This is a genomic window from Burkholderia gladioli, assembly GCF_000959725.1.
GTDB classification, from domain to species: domain Bacteria; phylum Pseudomonadota; class Gammaproteobacteria; order Burkholderiales; family Burkholderiaceae; genus Burkholderia; species Burkholderia gladioli.
Map to the genome: position 1 here is coordinate 2,507,092 of NZ_CP009323.1, position 18,280 is coordinate 2,525,371.

The 18,280-nt window shown below is 70.6% G+C and carries 14 protein-coding genes; 6 read left to right on the top strand and 8 right to left on the bottom strand.

Annotated features, from left to right (window positions below; genetic code table 11):
• Positions 1–248: 248 nt before the first annotated feature.
• On the bottom strand, positions 249–767 hold the full coding sequence (locus BM43_RS28245; RefSeq protein ID WP_036037593.1) for a disulfide bond formation protein B: 519 nt from the start codon (positions 765–767) through the stop codon (positions 249–251).
• A 232-nt stretch (positions 768–999) separates the two neighbouring features.
• Complete coding sequence (locus BM43_RS28250) at positions 1,000–2,376, bottom strand: amidase (protein ID WP_036052428.1); 1,377 nt, start codon at positions 2,374–2,376, stop codon at positions 1,000–1,002.
• Between the two features lie 234 nt (positions 2,377–2,610).
• On the opposite strand from BM43_RS28250, the gene BM43_RS28255 reads away from it, so the two are divergent.
• The 3 genes from BM43_RS28255 to tcuC all read left to right on the top strand — a co-directional run bounded on the left by BM43_RS28255 (position 2,611) and on the right by tcuC (position 6,370).
• A complete protein-coding gene (locus BM43_RS28255) occupies positions 2,611–3,864 on the top strand; it encodes a gamma-glutamyl-gamma-aminobutyrate hydrolase family protein (protein ID WP_036052427.1) in 1,254 nt (417 codons plus the stop codon).
• A gap of 174 nt (positions 3,865–4,038) precedes the next feature.
• On the top strand, positions 4,039–4,821 hold the full coding sequence (locus BM43_RS28260) for a DUF2968 domain-containing protein (RefSeq protein WP_036052426.1): 783 nt from the start codon (positions 4,039–4,041) through the stop codon (positions 4,819–4,821).
• A 250-nt stretch (positions 4,822–5,071) separates the two neighbouring features.
• On the top strand, positions 5,072–6,370 hold the full coding sequence (gene tcuC, locus BM43_RS28265; RefSeq protein ID WP_025100592.1) for an MFS transporter: 1,299 nt from the start codon (positions 5,072–5,074) through the stop codon (positions 6,368–6,370).
• Between the two features lie 112 nt (positions 6,371–6,482).
• Here the strand turns inward: tcuC and BM43_RS28270 are convergent, their stop codons facing one another.
• Complete coding sequence (locus tag BM43_RS28270) at positions 6,483–8,321, bottom strand: tetratricopeptide repeat protein (protein ID WP_036052424.1); 1,839 nt, start codon at positions 8,319–8,321, stop codon at positions 6,483–6,485.
• Positions 8,322–8,452: 131 nt separating this feature from the next.
• Between BM43_RS28270 and BM43_RS28275 the strand changes: the two genes are divergently transcribed.
• Complete coding sequence (locus BM43_RS28275) at positions 8,453–10,159, top strand: FAD-dependent monooxygenase (protein WP_036052423.1); 1,707 nt, start codon at positions 8,453–8,455, stop codon at positions 10,157–10,159.
• A gap of 109 nt (positions 10,160–10,268) precedes the next feature.
• Here the strand turns inward: BM43_RS28275 and BM43_RS28280 are convergent, their stop codons facing one another.
• Genes BM43_RS28280 through BM43_RS28295 form a run of 4 tightly spaced genes read right to left on the bottom strand, consistent with a single transcriptional unit; the run spans position 10,269 to position 15,540 of the window.
• Positions 10,269–10,523 carry a formate dehydrogenase subunit delta gene (locus tag BM43_RS28280; RefSeq protein WP_017921496.1) on the bottom strand — a complete coding sequence of 85 codons (255 nt, stop codon included), beginning with the start codon at positions 10,521–10,523 and terminating at the stop codon, positions 10,269–10,271.
• A gap of 13 nt (positions 10,524–10,536) precedes the next feature.
• Entirely contained in the window at positions 10,537–13,485 is a 2,949-nt protein-coding gene (fdhF, locus tag BM43_RS28285) for a formate dehydrogenase subunit alpha (protein ID WP_036052422.1), read from the bottom strand.
• A 13-nt stretch (positions 13,486–13,498) separates the two neighbouring features.
• A complete protein-coding gene (locus tag BM43_RS28290; protein ID WP_036052421.1) occupies positions 13,499–15,073 on the bottom strand; it encodes a formate dehydrogenase beta subunit in 1,575 nt (524 codons plus the stop codon).
• Positions 15,070–15,540, bottom strand: coding sequence for an NAD(P)H-dependent oxidoreductase subunit E (locus BM43_RS28295; RefSeq protein WP_017921565.1), 471 nt, complete (start codon positions 15,538–15,540; stop codon positions 15,070–15,072). Before BM43_RS28295 ends, BM43_RS28290 begins: the two co-directional genes overlap by 4 nt.
• A 128-nt stretch (positions 15,541–15,668) precedes the next feature.
• Between BM43_RS28295 and BM43_RS28300 the strand changes: the two genes are divergently transcribed.
• Positions 15,669–16,751, top strand: a complete 1,083-nt coding sequence (locus tag BM43_RS28300; protein ID WP_036037611.1) for a substrate-binding domain-containing protein — start codon at positions 15,669–15,671, stop codon at positions 16,749–16,751.
• A 161-nt stretch (positions 16,752–16,912) separates the two neighbouring features.
• Entirely contained in the window at positions 16,913–17,179 is a 267-nt protein-coding gene (locus tag BM43_RS28305; protein ID WP_013696982.1) for a hypothetical protein, read from the top strand.
• Positions 17,180–17,354: 175 nt separating this feature from the next.
• Here the strand turns inward: BM43_RS28305 and BM43_RS28310 are convergent, their stop codons facing one another.
• Positions 17,355–18,239, bottom strand: coding sequence for a LysR family transcriptional regulator (locus BM43_RS28310; RefSeq protein ID WP_017921567.1), 885 nt, complete (start codon positions 18,237–18,239; stop codon positions 17,355–17,357).
• Positions 18,240–18,280 lie beyond the last annotated feature (41 nt).

Below are 18,280 nucleotides of genomic sequence, written 5' to 3' on the forward strand. Positions count from 1 at the left end.
TTCCCTGGCTGATGCGGGCTATTTGGAGGCGATCATGTCGATCCTAGTACGTCGAGCGCGCGGGCGGCGTCGACGGACCCTGCCGACGCGCGGCGAAGGCCGCCGCGCGGGGCAGGCGCGGCCGCCGGGGCGGGCCGCGATGCGACTGGAGGGACGGGGCCCGGCGGGCCCCGGCGTGACTTAGGTGTTTACGCCGAACGGGGTGCGCGGCGCGCCCGGGGCCGCCGCGCGAGGCGCGTGGAACGGGCTCAGACCCCGCGCGCGATGCGGCGGCGATTGCGCACCAGGCTGCCGGCCACGGCCAGGAAGATCACCACGAAGCCGATCGCGGCCCAGCCCGGCAGCAGGATGCCGAGGATCGGCGGGTAGGCCGTCTCGCAGAGGCCGGCCACCTTGAACACGCTCGGCAGCCAGTGCGCGGGCGGCAGGCTGTCGACGATCGGCTGCAGCGTGTCGAAACCGCAGCTGAAGCCCGGGTGCAGCTGGATCTGCAGGTGGTGCAGGGCGGTGCCGGCGCCGGCCAGCGCGGCGATCACGATCAGCAGTTCGATCACGGCGAGGCTGCGCCAGCTGCGCAGGCCGGTGCCGAGGAAGGAGAAGATCGCGATCAGCGCGAAGAAGTAGCGCTGGATGATGCACAGCGGGCAGGGATCCTCGCCCTTGACGAACTGCAGGTACAGCGCGCCCGCCAGCAAGGCGACGCAGACGACGCCGAGCAGCGTCAGGAGGCGGCGCTCGCGGCGCTGCGACAGCGAGAAATCGTTCATCGGTGGTCGGTCCCGAAAATGGAGTGGTCGGATTTTATCGCGAACGGGCCGCTGTTTTCGTGCGCTGGGCGGGATTCCCGGGCGGAAGCTGGCTCGCGGTGGCAGTGCCGGGCGCGAAAGCTGGCGCGGCGGTTGGCCGGGCGTCAGGCTCGTGCGCGGCGGTCGAGGCCGTCGCCGCCAAGGCGGCGGGCGCGGCTCCAGCCGCGGCCTGCATGCCGCCCGCCTCGCGGATTCAGCGAATCGCCGCCAGCACCGCCTCGACCGCCTGGCCGATCGCCAGCAGGGCATCGTCGCGATGCGGGCCGGCGGCCAGCATCAGCCCGACCGGCGCCGCGTCGCGCGGATGGCAGGGCACCGACAGTGCGCAGGCGTCGAGGAAGTTGAAGGCGCTCGGGTTGCGCAGGATCAGCGCGTTGGTGCGCCCGAAGGCCTCGTCGTCGGCTTCCAGCTCGGCGATGCGCGGCGGCACCACCGGCACGGTCGGCGCCAGCACCGCGTCGACGCGCGACCAGAGCGTCTGCTCGGCCTCGTCGAGCATGGCGGCGCGCGCGGCGATCAGGTCCAGGTAGTCGGCCGCGCTGGCCGTCTCGCCCTTGAGGATGCGCGCCAGCACGCGTGGATCGTACTGGTCGCGCCGATCGGCCAGCAGCGGCCGGTGCCAGGCATAGGCCTCGATCGGCGAGAAGCCGAAGCGGTTGATCTCGGGCAGGCGGTCGAGCGGGGCGAAACGCAGGTCGGAGACGATCGCGCCGGCCGCCTCGAGATGGCGCAGCGCGGCGTCGAAGGCGGCGCCGACCTCGGCATCCATGCCGTCCGTCACATAATGATTGAGCACCCCGAGCCGCACGCCTTCGAGCGGCCGCGCGGCCGGCACGCGCGGCGCCAGGCCGGCGAGGATCCGGTCGACCAGCGCGCAGCAGGCCACCGAGACGCCGATCGGCCCGAACGAGTCGAGCGTGGTCGACAACGGCACGCCGCCCGAGCGCGGCACGCGGCTGGCGGTCGGCTTGAAGCCGGTCAGGCCGCAGAGCGCGGCGGGGATGCGGATCGAGCCGCCGGTGTCGGTGCCCAGCGCGACCGCGGCCATGCCGTCGGCGACCGAGGCGGCCGCGCCCGACGAGGAGCCGCCGGTGATGCGCGCCTCGCCTGCCACCTCGCGCCGGTAGGGCGAGCGCGGCGTGCCGTAGTGCGGATTGAGGCCGAGCCCCGAGAAGGCGAACTCGCTCATGTTGGTGCGTCCGACGATCACCGCGCCGGCGCGCCGCAGCCGCGCCACGGCGGGCGCGTCGGCGCTGGCGGGCGCCGCGTCGTCGAGCGCGCGCGAGCCGGCCCGCGTGCGCTGGCCGGCGATGTCGAACAGGTCTTTCACCGAGATCGGGATGCCGGCCAGCGGCGAGAGCACGGTGCCGGCCGCACGCAGGCGGTCGTGCGCGTCGGCGGCGGTGCGCGCGGCCTCGGCATCGACGCCCGTGAAGGCGATCGAACCTTGCCCATCGGGCGCGGCGATGCGCTCGAGCGCGGTATCGACCAGCGCGCGGCTGGTGGTGCGGCCGGCGGCGAGATCGGCGGCCAGGGTGGCAAGCGGAGGGAACGGAGCGAAGGTCGTCATGGCGGGTTCGGCTTCGGAGCGGGAGTCGGATGGAGCGGCGAGGGCGGCGCACCCTGCGCCGCCGGCAAAGCCAGGCGACGCCGGGCCTGCCGACGGGCGAGGTGCAGGCAGACGATGGTAGGGGCATCGCCGGCGGGCGTCCAGCGCGGGTGGGCCGATTTGCCGCTGATGCGGGTCTGAAGGATAATGGACCTTCGTCGAACCCACGCGTGACAGACGCGCCAGACCCTCGTCATGAGCGAAAACACGCCTTCCGCACCGCCGTCCGGAGTTCGCCCGGACCTCACCCCGGCTGCCGATGCGGCCGATCCGAATCCCGCCGCAGCACCGTCTCCCGAACCGCCGAAACCTTCGCCGGCGGCGTTTGCCGCGCAGGTGCCGGCCGCCCAGGACGTGGCCGTCGAGCCGGCGATCGCGCCGCCCGATCCGGCCGCGGCCGCTGCTGCCACGGCCGCGGCCGCGGCCGGGATACCGCCTGCGCCCGCAGCCGCGGGTGCGGCGAGCGAGCCGGCCGGTGCCAAGCCCGGCGCGCCACCGCCCGGTTTCGGCGCCGCGCCCGACTTCGAGACCGCTCGTCCGCCGCCTGCCTCGGCGCAGCCGGCGGCACCACCCGCCTACCTGAAGCAGAGCGATACGCCCTGGTCGGTGTTCGGCCGCATCATAGCGGCGCGCGCCCGGCGCCTGTTTGATCGCGCCGGCCAGCGCATCACGCAGCGCACGCTGCGCATCGGCGTGTCGGCCCGCATCTTCCATCCCGAACCCGGCGCCAGCGGCCTGCGCGGCAAGACGCTTCAATACCTGGAGGAGTCGATCGCGCACTGGGTGATGTCGCGCGACGTGCTGGTGTTCATGATCCCGACGGTCGGCCACCAGGGCATGCTGCACCCGAGCAACATCCGCCTGCGCGACTACGCGAAACACCTGGATGGGCTGCTGCTGCAGGGCGGCGCCGACGTCTCGCCGCAAACCTACGCGGCCTCGGACGCGCGCCCGGAATGGCCCGGCGATCGCGTGCGCGACATGTACGAACTCGAGCTGCTGCACGAGTTCGTCGAGTCGGGCAAGCCGGTGCTCGGCGTGTGCCGCGGCTGCCAGTTGATCAACGTCGCGTTCGGCGGCTCGCTCTACCAGGACATCGCCACCGACGTGCCGACCGCGGGCGTGCACGTCAGCGAGCATTACGACCAGCATCGCCACGCGATTCGCTTCCCCGACAACTCGACGCTGGCCAACATGTTCCCGGGCCGTCACGATGCCCTGGTCAACTCGATCCACCACCAGGCGATCCGCGATCTCGGCCGCGATCTCAATATCGAGGCCGTGTCGGCCGAGGACGGCATTATCGAGGCCATTCGCTATCGCCGCGCGCCCTTCGTGGTGGGCGTGCAGTGGCATCCGGAGTTCCATCGCGCGGGCGGCGCCGAGTTGCTCGACTGCACGCCGCTGCTCGACACCTTCCTGCGGGCCGCGCGCGAGACACGGCTCTAAGCACGACCCTGAAGAGCAGTCGCGGGGCGCAGCGCCGAAGCGCGTCCTTGACCGAGTCGCATCCGATCGCGCCGTGCATCTTGCGCCAGGCGGCCGTCCTGCGGTTTCCGCTGGCGGCCGCCTGGCGTTTTCAGGCGATAATCGCGCGTCTTCCCATCCATCAGGAGCCTCAGCTTGAACAAGCGGAGCAAGCTCGCCGGCCTCGGTCGCGCGGCATCGTGGCTGGCGCTGGCCATGATCGTGTCGGCGGCCGGCGTGGCCAGCGCGGCCGACGCGGCGGGCGTCGCATCGGCCGATAACACGGCGGCGCAGGCGCCTGCCGAGGTGCCCCAGGCCATGCCGGAATCCGCGCCGCCGGTGGCCGGCACGCGCCCCGACGTGACCACCCTGACGCCCGACGACGGCCAGGGCGCTGCCGCCTCGTCCTCGCCGGTGGCGGGCGAGGCGCAGGGCAATGTCGCGGAGCTGATGGGCATGCTGCGCGAGCATCGCCTCACGGAGATGCGTACCACCTACAACGGCAGCTACGGCGCGAGCCTGCTGTTCTATCCGCCCGAGATGACCTATTACGTGGCGCTGTTCCAGGACAAGCATTTCTGGCGCGTGGTCAAGTCGCAGGAGCGGCCGCGCGCGGAGATGGTCTACCAGAACTTTGCCGACCAGACCGTGCAGCTATCGGATATCGAGCTGCGCCGCACCGAGCTGGCCGCGCAGAAAACCTTCCTCGAGCGCGTGATCGGCCTGTCCGAGGATCACGCCAAGCGCCTGCAGACCGACCTCGACCTGGCGCGCCAGCAGCGCAGCGAGATCGACGCCCGCCAGCAGGCCGCGCAGGACCAGGCTCGGGCGCTCGAAGTGGAGCAGCGTGCCTCGCGGCTGCAGTTGCGCGATCTCGAACGGCAGGTGCAGCAGCTCCAGCAGCAGAACGAACGCGGCCTGTCGCCGGCAGCGAAATGAGGAATGCGGGCGCCCGCCCGCATCCTTCCTGACAATTTCCTTTCTCACCAAGCCGTCTTCTTGCTCGATATGTAATGGATTTGCAAGAAACGTCGCGCTTCTCATCACTTCCCCGCATACCTTGGCGCAGCGAATTGCGCGACACTGCGGTACAGTCTGCGGGCGCCGGTCGGCCGCCCTACGGCCGGCCCCGGTGCGGCGACACCACACGCTGCGCGAGCTTCGCGCGAAAGCTAGATGAGATAACACAATGTCTACAGCGACCCACACCTCCGTCCAGTCGGAATCGAAGGCCAGGACCGTATTCCGCGTGGTCAGCGGCAACTTCCTGGAAATGTATGACTTCATGGTCTATGGCTATTACGCCTCGGCGATCGCCAAGACCTACTTTCCGAGCGGCGACGCGTTCGCCTCGCTGATGCTGGCGCTGTCGGTGTTCGGCGCGGGCTTCCTGATCCGGCCGGTCGGCGCGATCGTGCTGGGCGCCTATATCGACCACCACGGCCGCCGCAAGGGCCTGATCCTGACCCTGGGCCTGATGGCGCTCGGCACGCTGGCTGTGGCCGTCGTGCCCGGCTACAGCACCATCGGCATGCTCGCGCCAATCCTGGTGCTGCTCGGGCGCCTGCTGCAGGGTTTCTCGGCCGGGGTCGAGCTGGGCGGCGTGTCGGTCTACCTGTCCGAGATCGCCACCAAGGGCAACAAGGGTTTCTACACCGCCTGGCAGTCGGGCAGCCAGCAGGTGGCGGTGGTGTTCGCGGCGCTGGTCGGCGTGGTGCTGCATAGCGTGCTGCCGGTCGAGCAGATGACGAGCTGGGGCTGGCGCGTGCCGTTCCTGATCGGCTGCCTGATCGTGCCGTTCCTGTTTTTTGTACGCCGTTCGCTGAAGGAAACCGACGAGTTCCTGGCGCGCCGCCATCGCCCGAGCATGGGCGAGATCATGCAGTCGATGCTGAAGAACTGGGGCGTGGTGCTGGCCGGGATGGGCATGGTGATCATGACCACCGTGTCCTTCTACATGATCACGGCCTATACGCCGACCTTCGGCAAGGAGGAACTGCACCTGTCCTCGATCGACGCGCTGGTGGTGACGGTCTGCGTCGGCCTGTCGAACCTGGTCTGGCTGCCGGTCTGGGGCAGCATCTCGGACCGCATCGGCCGCCGCCCGGTGCTGATCACCTTCACCGTGCTGACCCTGCTGACGGCCTATCCTGCCGTGCAATGGCTGGTGGCCGAGCCGTCCTTCCTGCGCCTGCTGCTGGTCGAGCTGTGGCTGTCCTTCCTGTACGGCTCCTACAACGGCGCGATGGTGGTGGCGCTCACCGAGGTGATGCCGGCCGAGGTGCGCACCGCCGGCTTCTCGCTGGCCTACAGCCTGGCGACCACCATCGGCGGCTTCACGCCGGCGATCTCGACCCTGCTGATCCACGAGACCCACAACAAGGCGGCGCCGGGGCTGTGGCTCGGCGTGGCGGCGATCTGCGGCCTGATCGCGACCCTGGTGCTGTATCGCACGCCGGAATCGCGCAATCAATACAAGGCGGTCTGAGCACGGCGCTGCCGCGGGCAGCGCCGGCGCGGCACAAGGAAAAAGGGAGCGCCTCGGCGCTCCCTTTTGCGTTGCGAGGCGGGCGGCATGAAGCCGGCCCGCATGCGCCGCCTTAGCCGGCCCGGATGCGCGCCGCCACCGCGGCGACCACCGGATCCCAGGCGCCCGGCTCGCGCTGGCGGAACAGCTCGGCGCGCGGGTACCAGGGGCTGTCCTCGCCGGTGAACCAGCGCCAGTCGGCGGCGAATGCCAGCATCAGCCACAGCGGCTTGCCGAGCGCGCCCGTCAAATGCGCGACGGCCGTGTCGATCGCCACCACGCCGTCGAGCCGGTCGATCAGCGCGGCGGTGGCGGCGAAATCGTCGAGCCCCTCGGCACGATGGATGCGCGCGCGCTGCGGGTGCGCCGCGAGCGCGGCGCGATCCTCGGCCGACAGCTCCGGCTGCAGCACGATCCAGTCGACGCCGGGAATCTCGAACAGCGGCGCGAGCGCGGCGAACGGCGCGGCGCGATTCTCCTGTACCTGTCGCCGCCCCGACCAGACGATGCCGAGCTTGCGCCTGGACTGGCCGCCGAGCGAGCCGCGAAAGCGGCGTCGCGCGTGGTCGGGTACCGACAGATAGGGCGTGCGCGAGGGGATCTCGTCGAAGTCCAGGCCGAGCGCGAAGGGCAGGCTCAGCAGCGAGCAGCCGAGATCGGCGCCGTGACGGCCTTGCCCGCTCGCCACGATGCCGACGCGCCAGGCCTTGGCCAGCGGCGCGAACAGCGACAGCAGCTCGGGCTGCACCTCGAACACCAGCCGCGCGCAGCGCTCGCGCGCCAGCGGCACGAAGCGCGCAAACTGCAGCGTGTCGCCGAAACCCTGTTCGGCACGAACCAGCAGCGTGCGCGCTTCGATCGGCTCGCCATGCCAGCGCGGCTCGCCTGCCGCGGGCGCGCCGGGCAACGCGTGGCGCGCCTCGTATTCGGGCAGGCCGCGCCGGAAGTCGCGCAACGTCAGCAGGGTGACGGCGCGATGCATGCGCGCCAGCGTGTGGTCGGGCGCCAGGCGCAGCGCCTGGTCGAAGGCGCGCAGCGCCAGCTCGTGCGCGCCGAGCGCATGATGCGCGGTGCCGAGGTTGAGCCAGGCCAGCACCAGGGAGGGATCGAGGCCGACCGCGCGCTCGTAGCGCGCGCGTGCCTGGGCGTGGTGGCCTAGCGCGGCCAGCGCATTGCCGAGCCCGAGCAAGGCGAGCGGGAAGGCCGGGTGCAGGCCCAGCACCGTCTCGAAGGCCTGCACCGCTTCCTGGTGGCGGCCCACCGCGTCGAGCGTATTGCCGAGATTGAAATGCGCGGCCGCGAAGCGCGGCTCGGAGGCGATCGCCGCCTGGAAGTGGGAGACGGCCTCGTCGGCCTGGCCGAGCGCGGCCAGCGCCATGCCGAGGTTGTTGTGCGCGCCGGCATGGCCCGGTCGCAGCGCCAGCGCGCGGCGGAACGCGGCGAAGGCCGCCTCGTGGCGGCCCAGCGCGTTGAGCGCGTTGCCGAGGTTGTTGTGGATCGAGGCATCGCCGGGCGAGAGCCGCAGCGCGCGCTCGAAGGCATCCACCGCATCCTCGTGACGCTCCTGCGCGGCATAGGCATTGCCGAGGTTGTAGTGCGCGAGCGGGAAGTCGGGGGCCAGCGTCAGCGCGTTGCGAAAGCGCACGATCGCGTCGTCGATCCGGCCCAGCGCCTTCAGCGCATTGCCGAGATTGAGGTGCAGCGCGGCATCGTTCGGGCGCAGCTCCACCGCGCGGCCGACCAGATCGGCCGCTTCCTGGTTCTGCCCCTGTTGATGGCGCAGCACGCCGAACAGATGCAGTGCATCGGCATCGGACGGGTTGGCCGCGAGCGCGGCGCGGTAGTCGCGCTCGGCCTCGGCCAGGCGGCCTGCCCGATGCGCCGCGAACGCGCGATCGAAAACGGATTCCATGACGCAAGACTGGCGAGAAAGACGCATTTTCCCACAGCGCGCGCCGGGCCCGTCCATTTACGAATGGGCGTCTGGAACGCGTGCGGCGGCGGGCGTAGACTTGGGGACCGTCCTGGATCGCGGAGGTCGAGATGCTTGCCGTCCCGCTGGATATCGCGCCGGTGCTGATCGTCGGCGCCGGGCCCACCGGCCTGGCGGCCGCGCTGTCGCTGGCGAAGGCCAAACTGCCCGTGCGCATCGTCGACCAGGCCCGCCGGCCGGCCCCGCATTCGCGCGCGATCGGGATCCAGGCGCGCACGCTGGAGTTGCTCGAACAGCACCGCATCGTCGAGCCCTTCCTCGAGCTCGGGCATCGCGCGCGCGTCGCGCACCTGGTATCGGCCGGGCGCCGAATCGCCGAGCTCGATTTCGATCCGCTGCAGACGCGCTATCCCTATCTGCTGATGCTGGAGCAGACCGAGACCGAGCGCATCCTCACCGAGCATCTCGCTTCCTTCGACATCCTGATCGAGCGCGGCGTCAAGCTCTCGCGCTGCCGCCAGGATGGCGAGACGCTGCGCGTGCTGCTGGAACACGAGGATGGGCGCGAGGAAACACTGGCGCCGTCCTGGCTGGTTGCCGCCGACGGCGCGCACAGCACGCTGCGGCACCTGCTGGGCGCGAGCTTCGCCGGCCATGCCTTCGAGCAGACCTTCCTGCTGGCCGACGTCGCCGCCGAACCGGGCTGGCCCGACGACGAGATCCACCTGCATGCGACGCACGACGGCCTGGCGGGGATGCTGCCGCTGGGGCATGGGCGCTACCGGATCGTCGCCGATCGGCCGCCGCGGGATGCGCAAGGGGCGGAGCGCGAAGGCGCACCCGCGGCGCAGGCTTCGAGCGAGCTTGGCAAGGGCGGTGCAGACGACGATGCGCCTTCCCTCGAAACCTGTCGTGCCCTGGTGCGCGAGCGCATCGATCCGCATCTGGCGATCGACGAACTGGGCTGGTCGTCCTACTTCCATCTGCACAGCCGCATGATCGAGCATCTGCGCATCGGCCGCGTGCTGTTCGCCGGCGACGCCGCGCACGTGCACAGCCCGGCCGGCGCGCAGGGCATGAACACGGGCATCCAGGAAGCCTTCAACCTCGGCTGGAAACTCGCGCGCGTGCTGACGGCCGGGGCGCCGGAGCGGCTGCTCGACACCTATCACGCCGAGCGCCATCCGATCGAACGCGAGGTGCTGCGGCAAACCAGCTTCATCACCCAGGTGGTGGAGGCCGATCACGGGCCGCTGAAGCTGCTGCGCGAGCACGTCGTGCCGGTGCTGGCCTCGCTGGGCCCGGTGCGCGATGCGCTGCGCCGCTCGGTCAGCGAACTGGCGGTGCAGTACCGGCGCAGCCCGCTGACGCTCGAACGCGTGCTGGACGGCGGCCCGCGCGCGGGCGAACGCGCCCCCGACGCGCTGCTGCGAGTGCTGGACGGCCCCCTGGGCGGCGCGCCCGGCGTGGCGCGCGTGTTCGACCTGCACGACCCCGCGCACTTCACCCTGCTGCTGCTCGAGGCGGGGCCGGCCGGCGAGGCGGGCGATGCCGTGCAGGCCGGCGACCCGGACGGCAGCCGCCTGGCGCAGGCGCTCGACCGGCTGATGCCGGGTGCGATCCGCACCTGGCGCGTGATCGATACCGACGAGGACGGCGCGCCGCCGCTCGACGAGGCCTATGGTCATACGCGGCCCTGTTTCTATTTGATCCGGCCCGATGGTTACCTGGCCGCGCGCGGCCGATCCGCGTCGGACGCGAACGCGCTGCTCAGGCATTGCGAGACGTGGTTCGCGGCGGTCGACCGGCGCGCGTGACGGCGGGAAAGGGCGGATCCAAAGAGAAAGGCGCCGATATGCATCTCGCATGTCGGCGCCTTGTCGTATGCGGCCCGTCGAGTCGCGCCGCCTGCCTGCCGCGGCCCGCCTAGACGGCCGGCGAGGCCGCCGGTTCGAGCAGCGCGCGATGCGTGAGCAGCGCCTCCCGCACGATCGGCTCGAGCGAGTGGAACACCTCGCCCTCGGGCTCGTCGAGCACCGCGAGCAGGGTGCGGCGCATGCGCGGCTCCCAGAAGCGCTTGATGTGATCGGCGACGCCGTTCACCGCCTCGCCGCGATCGGGCATCGAGGCGAAGAAGGTGCCGATCTGGTTGGCCATCGTGACCAGGTGTTCGACCTTCATGACGCGCGCCTCCTCACTTGCCCGAACCGGCCGGCACGGCCGTTTCGCGTTGCTGCAGCAGGCCGATCTGCTCGGTGTTGAAGCGCGAATACTGCTGCTGCCATTCGGACGGCTGCGTGACCGGCAGCACCTGCACCGCCGTGACCTTGTACTCGGGGCAGTTGGTGGCCCAGTCCGAGCTGTCGGTGGTGATCACGTTGGCGCCAGATTCCGGGAAGTGGAAGGTGGTGTAGACCACGCCCGGCTGCATGCGGTCCGACACCAGCGCGCGCAGCACCGTCTGCCCCGCACGCGACTCGATGCCGACCCAGTCGCCGGTATGGATGCCGCGCTCCTCGGCATCGTGCGGATGGATCTCGAGCCGGTCCTCGTCGTGCCAGTGGACGTTCTCGGTGCGGCGCGTCTGCGCGCCGACGTTGTACTGCGAGAGGATCCGGCCGGTGGTCAGGATCAGCGGGTAGCGCGCGTTGACCTTCTCCGGCGAGGCCACGAACTGCGTGATCACGAAGCGGCCCTTGCCGCGCACGAAGCCGTCGATGTGCATGGTCGGCGTGCCTTCCGGGGCCGCCTCGTTGCACGGCCACTGGATGCTGCCGAGCTGGTCGAGCTTCTCGTAGGAGACGCCCGAGAAGGTCGGCGTGAGCGCGGCGATCTCGTCCATGATCTCGGACGGATGCGAATACTGCATCTCGTAGCCGAGCGCCTTCGACAGCAGCAGCGTGACTTCCCAGTCGGCGTAGCCGGCCAGCGGCGGCATCACGCGGCGCACGCGCGAGATGCGGCGCTCGGCGTTGGTGAAGGTGCCGTCCTTCTCGAGGAAGGTCGAGCCCGGCAGCAGCACGTGCGCGTACTTGGCGGTCTCGTTCAGGAAGATGTCCTGCACCACGATGCATTCCATCGACGACAGCGCGGCCGCCACATGCTGCGTGTTCGGATCCGACTGGACGATGTCCTCGCCCTGGCAGTAGAGGCCCTTGAAGCTGCCGTCGAGCGCCGCGTCGAACATGTTCGGGATGCGCAGGCCCGGTTCGGGCTGCAGCGTCGCCTGCCAGGCCGCCTCGAACTGCGCGCGCACCGTGGTGTCGCCGATATGGCGGTAGCCGGGCAGCTCGTGCGGGAACGAGCCCATGTCGCAGGAGCCCTGCACGTTGTTCTGGCCGCGCAGCGGGTTGACGCCCACGCCTTCGCGGCCGACGTTGCCGGTAGCCATCGCCAGGTTGGCGATGCCCATCACCATGGTCGAGCCCTGCGCGTGCTCGGTCACGCCGAGCCCGTAGTAGATCGCCGCGTTGCCGCCGTTCGCGTAGAGCCGCGCGGCCAGCCGCACCTGCTCGGCCGGCACGCCGGTGATCGCCTGGTTGGCCTCGGGCGAGTTCTCCTCGCGCGCGGCGAAGGCGCGCCATTCGTCGAAGGCGCGCGTCTCGCAGCGCTCGGCGATGAAGGCCTCGTCGAGCAGCCCCTCGGTGACGATCACGTGGGCCAGCGAATTGATCATCGCGACATTGGTGCCGGGGCGCAGTTGCAGGTGATGCGCGGCCTTCACGTGCGCGCTGTCGACGATGTCGATGCGGCGCGGGTCGATCACCACCAGCTTGGCGCCTTCGCGCACGCGGCGCTTCAGACGCGAGCCGAACACGGGGTGGCCGTCGGTCGGGTTCGCGCCGATCACCACGATCACGTCGGCCTTCGCGACCGAGGCGAAGGTCTGGGTGCCGGCCGATTCGCCGAGCGTGGTCTTCAGGCCATAACCGGTCGGCGAGTGGCATACGCGCGCGCAGGTGTCGACGTTGTTGTTGCCGAACGCGGCGCGCACCAGCTTCTGCACCAGGTAGGTTTCCTCGTTGGTGCAGCGCGAGGAGGTGATGCCGCCGATCGAGTCGCGGCCGTACTTGTCCTGCAGCTTGCGGAACTGCGAGGCGGCGTAGTTCAGTGCCTCGTCCCAGCTCACCTCGCGCCACGGGTCGGTGATCTTTTCACGGATCATCGGTTTGGTGATGCGGTCCTTGTGGGTGGCGTAGCCCCAGGCGAAGCGGCCCTTCACGCAGGCATGACCCTCGTTGGCCAGGCCGTTCTTGTGGGGCGTCATGCGCACCACCTGCGAGCCCTTCATCTCCGCCTTGAACGAGCAGCCCACGCCGCAGTAGGCGCAGGTCGTGACCACCGAGTGCTCGGCCTGGCCCATGAAGCTGACGGTCTTTTCCTGCAGCGTCGCGGTCGGGCAGGCCGCCACGCAGGCGCCGCAGGACACGCATTCCGATTCCATGAAGCTGCCGCCCTCGCCGGCGGCCACGCGCGATTCGAAGCCGCGCCCGGCGATCGTCAGCGCGAAGGTGCCCTGGGTTTCCTCGCAGGCGCGCACGCAGCGGTTGCAGACGATGCACTTGGACGGGTCGTAGCTGAAGTAGGGGTTCGACTCGTCCTTCTTCGCCTTCAGGTGGTTGTCGCCCTCGAAGCCGTAGCGCACCTCGCGCAGGCCGACCACGCCGGCCATGTCCTGCAGCTCGCAGTCGCCGTTGGCGGGGCAGGTCAGGCAGTCGAGCGGGTGATCGGAGATGTAGAGCTCCATCACGTTGCGGCGCAGGCCCTGCAGCCGATCGCTCTGGGTGCGCACCTTCATGCCGGCCTCGACCGGCGTGGTGCAGGAGGCCGGCGTGCCGCGCCGGCCCTCGATCTCGACCAGGCACAGCCGGCACGAGCCGAAGGGTTCGAGCGAATCGGTGGCGCACAGCTTGGGCACGTGCACGCCGGCTTCCACCGCCGCGCGCATCACCGAGGTGCCGGCCGGCACGGTCACCGACTGGCCGTCGATCTCGAGCGTGACGTCGGTGTCGGCGTGGCGGAACGGGGTGCCGTAGTCGGTATCGTCGAAGGGATCGCGCCGCGCTTGCGCGGCGCTCTTGCAGGCGCAGTTGCCGGAGCCGCAGCCGCCGGCGCGCGAGGAATCGAATGCTTGGGTGGACATCGCTTGTCTCCTGTCAGGCCGCGGCTTTGGCTGCCGCATGGGCGCCGCCGAGTCCGAAATCTTCCGGGAAGTGGTCGAGCGCCGAGAGCACCGGGTACGGCGTCATGCCGCCCATCGCGCACAGCGAGCCGGCCATCATGGTGTCGCAGAGCTCGCGCAGCAGGTGCACCTGCCGCTCGGAGGTGTCGCCGGCGCGGATCCGGGCGATGGTCTCGACGCCGCGCGTCGAGCCGATCCGGCACGGGGTGCACTTGCCGCAGGACTCGTGCACGCAGAACTGCATCGCGTATTCGGCGAGCTCGGCGAGATTGGAGGTGTCGTCGTGCAGCACGATGCCGCCGTGCCCGACCACCGCGCCGACCGCGGCATAGGCTTCGTAGTCGAGCGGGATGTCCCACTGGCTGTCCGGCAGGTAGGTGCCGAGCGGCCCACCCACCTGGGCGGCGCGCGCCGGCCGGCCGCTGGCGGTGCCGCCGCCGAACTCGAACAGCAGCTCGCGCAGCGTGACGCCGAACGCGAGCTCGACCAGGCCGCCCTGGCGGATGTTGCCCGCCAGCTGGAACGGCAGGGTGCCGCGCGAGCGGCCCATGCCGTAGTCGCGGTAGAACTGGGCGCCGCGCGCGAAGATGATCGGCGCGGTGGCCAGCGTGATGACGTTGTTGATCACGGTGGGCTGGCCGTGCAGGCCCTGCAGCGCGGGCAGCGGCGGCTTGGCGCGCACCACGCCGCGCTTGCCTTCCAGCGATTCGAGCAGGGCCGTTTCCTCGCCGCAGACATAGGCGCCGGCGCCCTTGGCGACGAACAGCTCGAAGGCTCGGCCCGAGCCGAGCACGTCGGCGCCGAGCCAGCCGGCCGCGCGGGCTCGCTCGATCGCGTGGTTCAGCGTGGCGATCGCGTGCGGGTATTCGCTGCGCACGTAGATATGGCCTTGCGTGGCGCCCGTCACCACGCCGGCGATGATCATGCCTTCGATCAGGCAGTAGGGATCGCTTTCCATGACCAGGCGGTCGGAGAAGGTGCCCGAGTCGCCCTCGTCGGCATTGCAGACCACGTACTTCTGCGTCGCCTGCGCCTGGCGCACGGTGCGCCACTTGATGCCGGCCGGGAACGCGGCGCCGCCGCGTCCGCGCAGGCCCGATTCGATCAGTTCCTCGCAGGCCGCGGCGCCGTCCAGCGTGAGCGCGCGGCGCAGCCCTTCCAGGCCGCCGTGCGCGAGGTAGTCGTCGATCGACAGCGGATCGGTGATGCCGATGCGCGCGAAGGTCAGCCGCTGCTGCTTCTTCAGGTAGGGCAGTTCATCGACCAGGCCGACGCGCGACGGATGTTCGCCGCCCTCGAGCCAGCCGGCGTCGAACAGCGCGCCGACCTGGGCCGCGTCGAGATTCGCGTAGCCGACGCGACCGGCCGGCGTGGCCACCTCGACCAGCGGCTCCAGCCAGAGCAGGCCACGCGAGCCGTTGCGGACCAGCTCGATCGCCAGGCCGCGCGCGGCGGCCTCGGCCGCGATGGCACGCGCCAGCGCCTCGGCGCCGACGGCCAGCGCGGCCGAATCGCGGGGAACGTAAATGCGGACTGCGGCCTGGCTCATGCGGGCTCCTTGAGATCGGCCGCGGCGAGCAGCGCATCGAAACGCGCCGCTGTCATGCGCGCGTGAGGTTCACCATTGATCATCGCGGATGGGGACTGCGCGCAGAAACCGAGGCAGTAGACCGATTCCAGTTCGACGTCGCCCTGAGCGCCCTGGTCGATGCGGCAGCCGGTGCGCGCCTGCGCGTGCTCGACCAGCGCCTCGCCGCCGAGGCTGCGGCAGGCTTCGGCGCGGCACAGCTGGATCGTCACGCGCGCGGGCGGGGTGGTGCGGAAGTGGTGGTAGTAGGTCAACACGCCATGGACTTCGGCGCGCGACAGGTTCAAGGTCTTGGCCAGCAGCGGCACGCAGCCCTCGGGCACGTAGCCGGCTTCGTCCTGGATCGCGTGCAGGATCGCGACCAGCGATTGATCGGCGCGCGCGTGCCGGGACACCAGCGCGTCCGCTGAAACGGGGGATGGGGACATCCTGAGCTCCTCCAGGTCTATATGCACGGCTACTGCATATAACCGGGCACTGACACTGCTGTTTGATCGAGTGTTGAAGACGATAAGCCGTTAGAATTCAGGTCGCAATAAGAAATGAGGCTGCATAAATGATTCGAGTCGAATGCGACGCACATCTGATCGTGCGCGACAGCGAAGGGCGGACGGCGAGCCTGTCCGATGTGGTGCCGTTGCTCGAGCTGGTCGCGACCACCGGCAGCATCGCGCAGGCCGCGGAGGCCAAGGGGCTGTCCTACCGGCACGCCTGGGGCCTGCTGCGGGCGCTGGAAGCCTGCGTCGGCGGCGCGCTGATCGAGACCGCGCGCGGCAAGGGCACCTCGCTCTCGGAGCTGGGCGCGGCCGTGATCGGCGCGCAGCGGCTGGTGGGCGAGCGGCTCGGCGGCAATCTGCGGGCGCTGGCGGCCGAGGTGGCCAGCGAGCTGAATCGCCGCCTGACCCAGCATCCCGGCGCGCTGCGGATCCACGCCTCGCACGGCTACGCGGTGGCGGCCCTGGTGTCGGCCCTGGTGGACGGACATGCCCAGGTCGACATCAAGTACCGCGAGAGCGTCGAGGCCGTGAAGGCACTGGCGCGCGGCGAGTGCGACATGGCGGGCTTCCATCTGCCGCGCGGCGCGTTCCGCGCCAATTGCGCGCAGATCTACCGGCCCTGGCTCGACGACACGCGCCACGTGCTGATCCACCTGACGCGGCGCAAACAGGGCCTGTTCATCCCGCGCGGCAATCCCAAGGGCGTGGTGGGGCTGGCCGACCTGGCGCGCGAGGACGTGCGCTTCGTCAACCGCCAGCCCGGTTCCGGCACGCGCATGCTGCTCGACCTGGCGCTGCGCGAGATCGGCGTCGATCCCGAGCGGATCAACGGTTATGCCTCGGCCGAGCTGACCCATTCGGCGATCGCGGCCTTCGTGGCCAGCGGGATGGCCGATCTGGGCTTCGGCGTCGAGCCGGCCGCGCATCACTTCGGGCTGGCCTTCATCCCGGTGGTCGACGAGGACTATTACTTCGCCTGCGAGCAGGGGCGGCTCGGCGATCCGCCGCTGGCGGGCGCGCTGTCGCTGCTGCGCGACGAACCCTATCGAGAGACGGTGGCGGGGCTCGACGGCTACGATCCCGCCGCCTGCGGCACGCTGCTGTCGGTGGCGGACGGCCTGTCGGGCACCACGGCGGTTTGAGCGGGGCGAGAGGGCCGTCGGGGGGACGGGAATTCGCCTGTCCCCGAAACCGCCGGTAACGCGAGGCAAGCCGTGGCCAATGCAAGCGGCGCGCATTTGCGCTACGCTTTTCGTTTAGCCAACAATTCCAGCCATCGCGCCGCGACACGGCGCCAGACGTCATGAAACTCCTCGCCAATCTTGCCGCCGTGGGCCTCACGGTCGGCGTGCTGTCCGCCGTCGCCTCGGTGTCCTTCGCGCAGAATGCGCCGGGCGTGCCGGGCGGCATCCTGACCGACCAGTTCAAGTTCAACGAGCATCCGCAGATGCAGTTCGCTGCCTCGGCGCCGTCGAAGAAGTACCAGACCGGCAAGCGCACGGAAGCCCGCAAGAAGGGCGACCTGGGCGATCCGGACGGCTGCAACCTGCAGTGTCCGCAGGACAACTGATCCCGCCGTCACTGTCGGATCGAGGCACGGCCCCTTGCGGGCCGCGCGCATCTCGCGCAAGAAGGAAGGCGCCGCCGCTGGCGTCTTGCTCGATCTTCCCGTCTGTTTTTCCGTTCCCCGCGTTAATTCCCATTCCTGCCTGGTTCGCGACGGGGCACGGCTGCGTGCGTCCGGCTCAGGCCAGCTCGTCGGCCGCATCCGCGAACACTTCCCCGAGATGATCGGCGACGGTCCGCGTCGGCAGGTCCTTGCGGGCCTCGCGCCGCGTCAGCAGCCAGATCTCGCGCGCCGGCGGCGCATGGGCCAGCCGGCACGGCACCAGCGCCGGATCGGCGCGGCCGATGAAATTCGGCAGCAGGGCGACGCCCGCGCCCGCGCCGGCCGCGCTGGCCTGGGCCAGGTAGCTGCCGCCGCGCAGCGCCAGCCGGGCCTTCGGGAAATGCCGGGCGAGCCAGGCCGCCTCCGGCAGGTGCGCATTGGCCTCGTCGAAGCCGACGAACACCGGCGCGGCGCCTGCCGCGAGCCCGGCGGCCAGCGACGGCGCGGCGAACAGCCCGTAACCCAGGGTCGCGACGCAGCGGGCCAGCACGTCGCCGTCCTCGGGCCGTCCGAAGCGCAGCGCGATATCGGTTTCGCGCCGCTCCAGGCTGACTGCCCGGAAGTCCGAGGCGAGATCGATATCGAGCGAGGGATGGCGGGCGGTCAGCGTCGCCAGCCGCGCGATCAGGAAGTGCTGGGCCAGGCTGGGCGGCGCGTTGATCCGCACCAGGCCGCGCGGGCTGTCGTCGGGGCCGCCGCGGCCCAGTTGCGCGGCGGCGGCTTCCATCTCGCTGGCCGAGCCGAGCGTGCGGGTGCCGGCCGCCGTCAGCACGTAGCCGTCGGGGCGGCGCTCGACCAGCCGTTCGCCCAGCGCCTGTTCGAGCGACTGGAGGCGCCGCGAGATGGTGGCATGCGACACCGACAGGGCTCGTGCCGCCGCCGACAGGCTGCCGTGACGCGCCAGCGCGACGAATACGCGGATGTCCTCCCAGTCGGGCGTTGGACGAATTTGATCAGCCATTGTCGAGAGTTTGGGAATTTTCGAACATGGAACGGCAGCCT

Bases quoted from the DNA above. Each gene is read 5' to 3' on its own strand.
- BM43_RS28250 (WP_036052428.1), bottom strand. From the start codon at position 2,376: ATGACGACCTTCGCTCCGTTCCCTCCGCTTGCCACCCTGGCCGCCGAT.
- fdhF (WP_036052422.1), bottom strand. From the start codon at position 13,485: ATGTCCACCCAAGCATTCGATTCCTCGCGCGCCGGCGGCTGCGGCTCC.
- BM43_RS28295 (WP_017921565.1), bottom strand. From the start codon at position 15,540: ATGTCCCCATCCCCCGTTTCAGCGGACGCGCTGGTGTCCCGGCACGCG.
- BM43_RS28310 (WP_017921567.1), bottom strand. From the start codon at position 18,239: ATGGCTGATCAAATTCGTCCAACGCCCGACTGGGAGGACATCCGCGTA.
- BM43_RS28270 (WP_036052424.1), bottom strand. From the start codon at position 8,321: ATGGAATCCGTTTTCGATCGCGCGTTCGCGGCGCATCGGGCAGGCCGC.
- BM43_RS28305 (WP_013696982.1), top strand. From the start codon at position 16,913: ATGAAACTCCTCGCCAATCTTGCCGCCGTGGGCCTCACGGTCGGCGTG.
- BM43_RS28280 (WP_017921496.1), bottom strand. From the start codon at position 10,523: ATGAAGGTCGAACACCTGGTCACGATGGCCAACCAGATCGGCACCTTC.
- BM43_RS28290 (WP_036052421.1), bottom strand. From the start codon at position 15,073: ATGAGCCAGGCCGCAGTCCGCATTTACGTTCCCCGCGATTCGGCCGCG.
- BM43_RS28275 (WP_036052423.1), top strand. From the start codon at position 8,453: ATGCTTGCCGTCCCGCTGGATATCGCGCCGGTGCTGATCGTCGGCGCC.
- BM43_RS28245 (WP_036037593.1), bottom strand. From the start codon at position 767: ATGAACGATTTCTCGCTGTCGCAGCGCCGCGAGCGCCGCCTCCTGACG.
- tcuC (WP_025100592.1), top strand. From the start codon at position 5,072: ATGTCTACAGCGACCCACACCTCCGTCCAGTCGGAATCGAAGGCCAGG.
- BM43_RS28300 (WP_036037611.1), top strand. From the start codon at position 15,669: ATGATTCGAGTCGAATGCGACGCACATCTGATCGTGCGCGACAGCGAA.
- BM43_RS28255 (WP_036052427.1), top strand. From the start codon at position 2,611: ATGAGCGAAAACACGCCTTCCGCACCGCCGTCCGGAGTTCGCCCGGAC.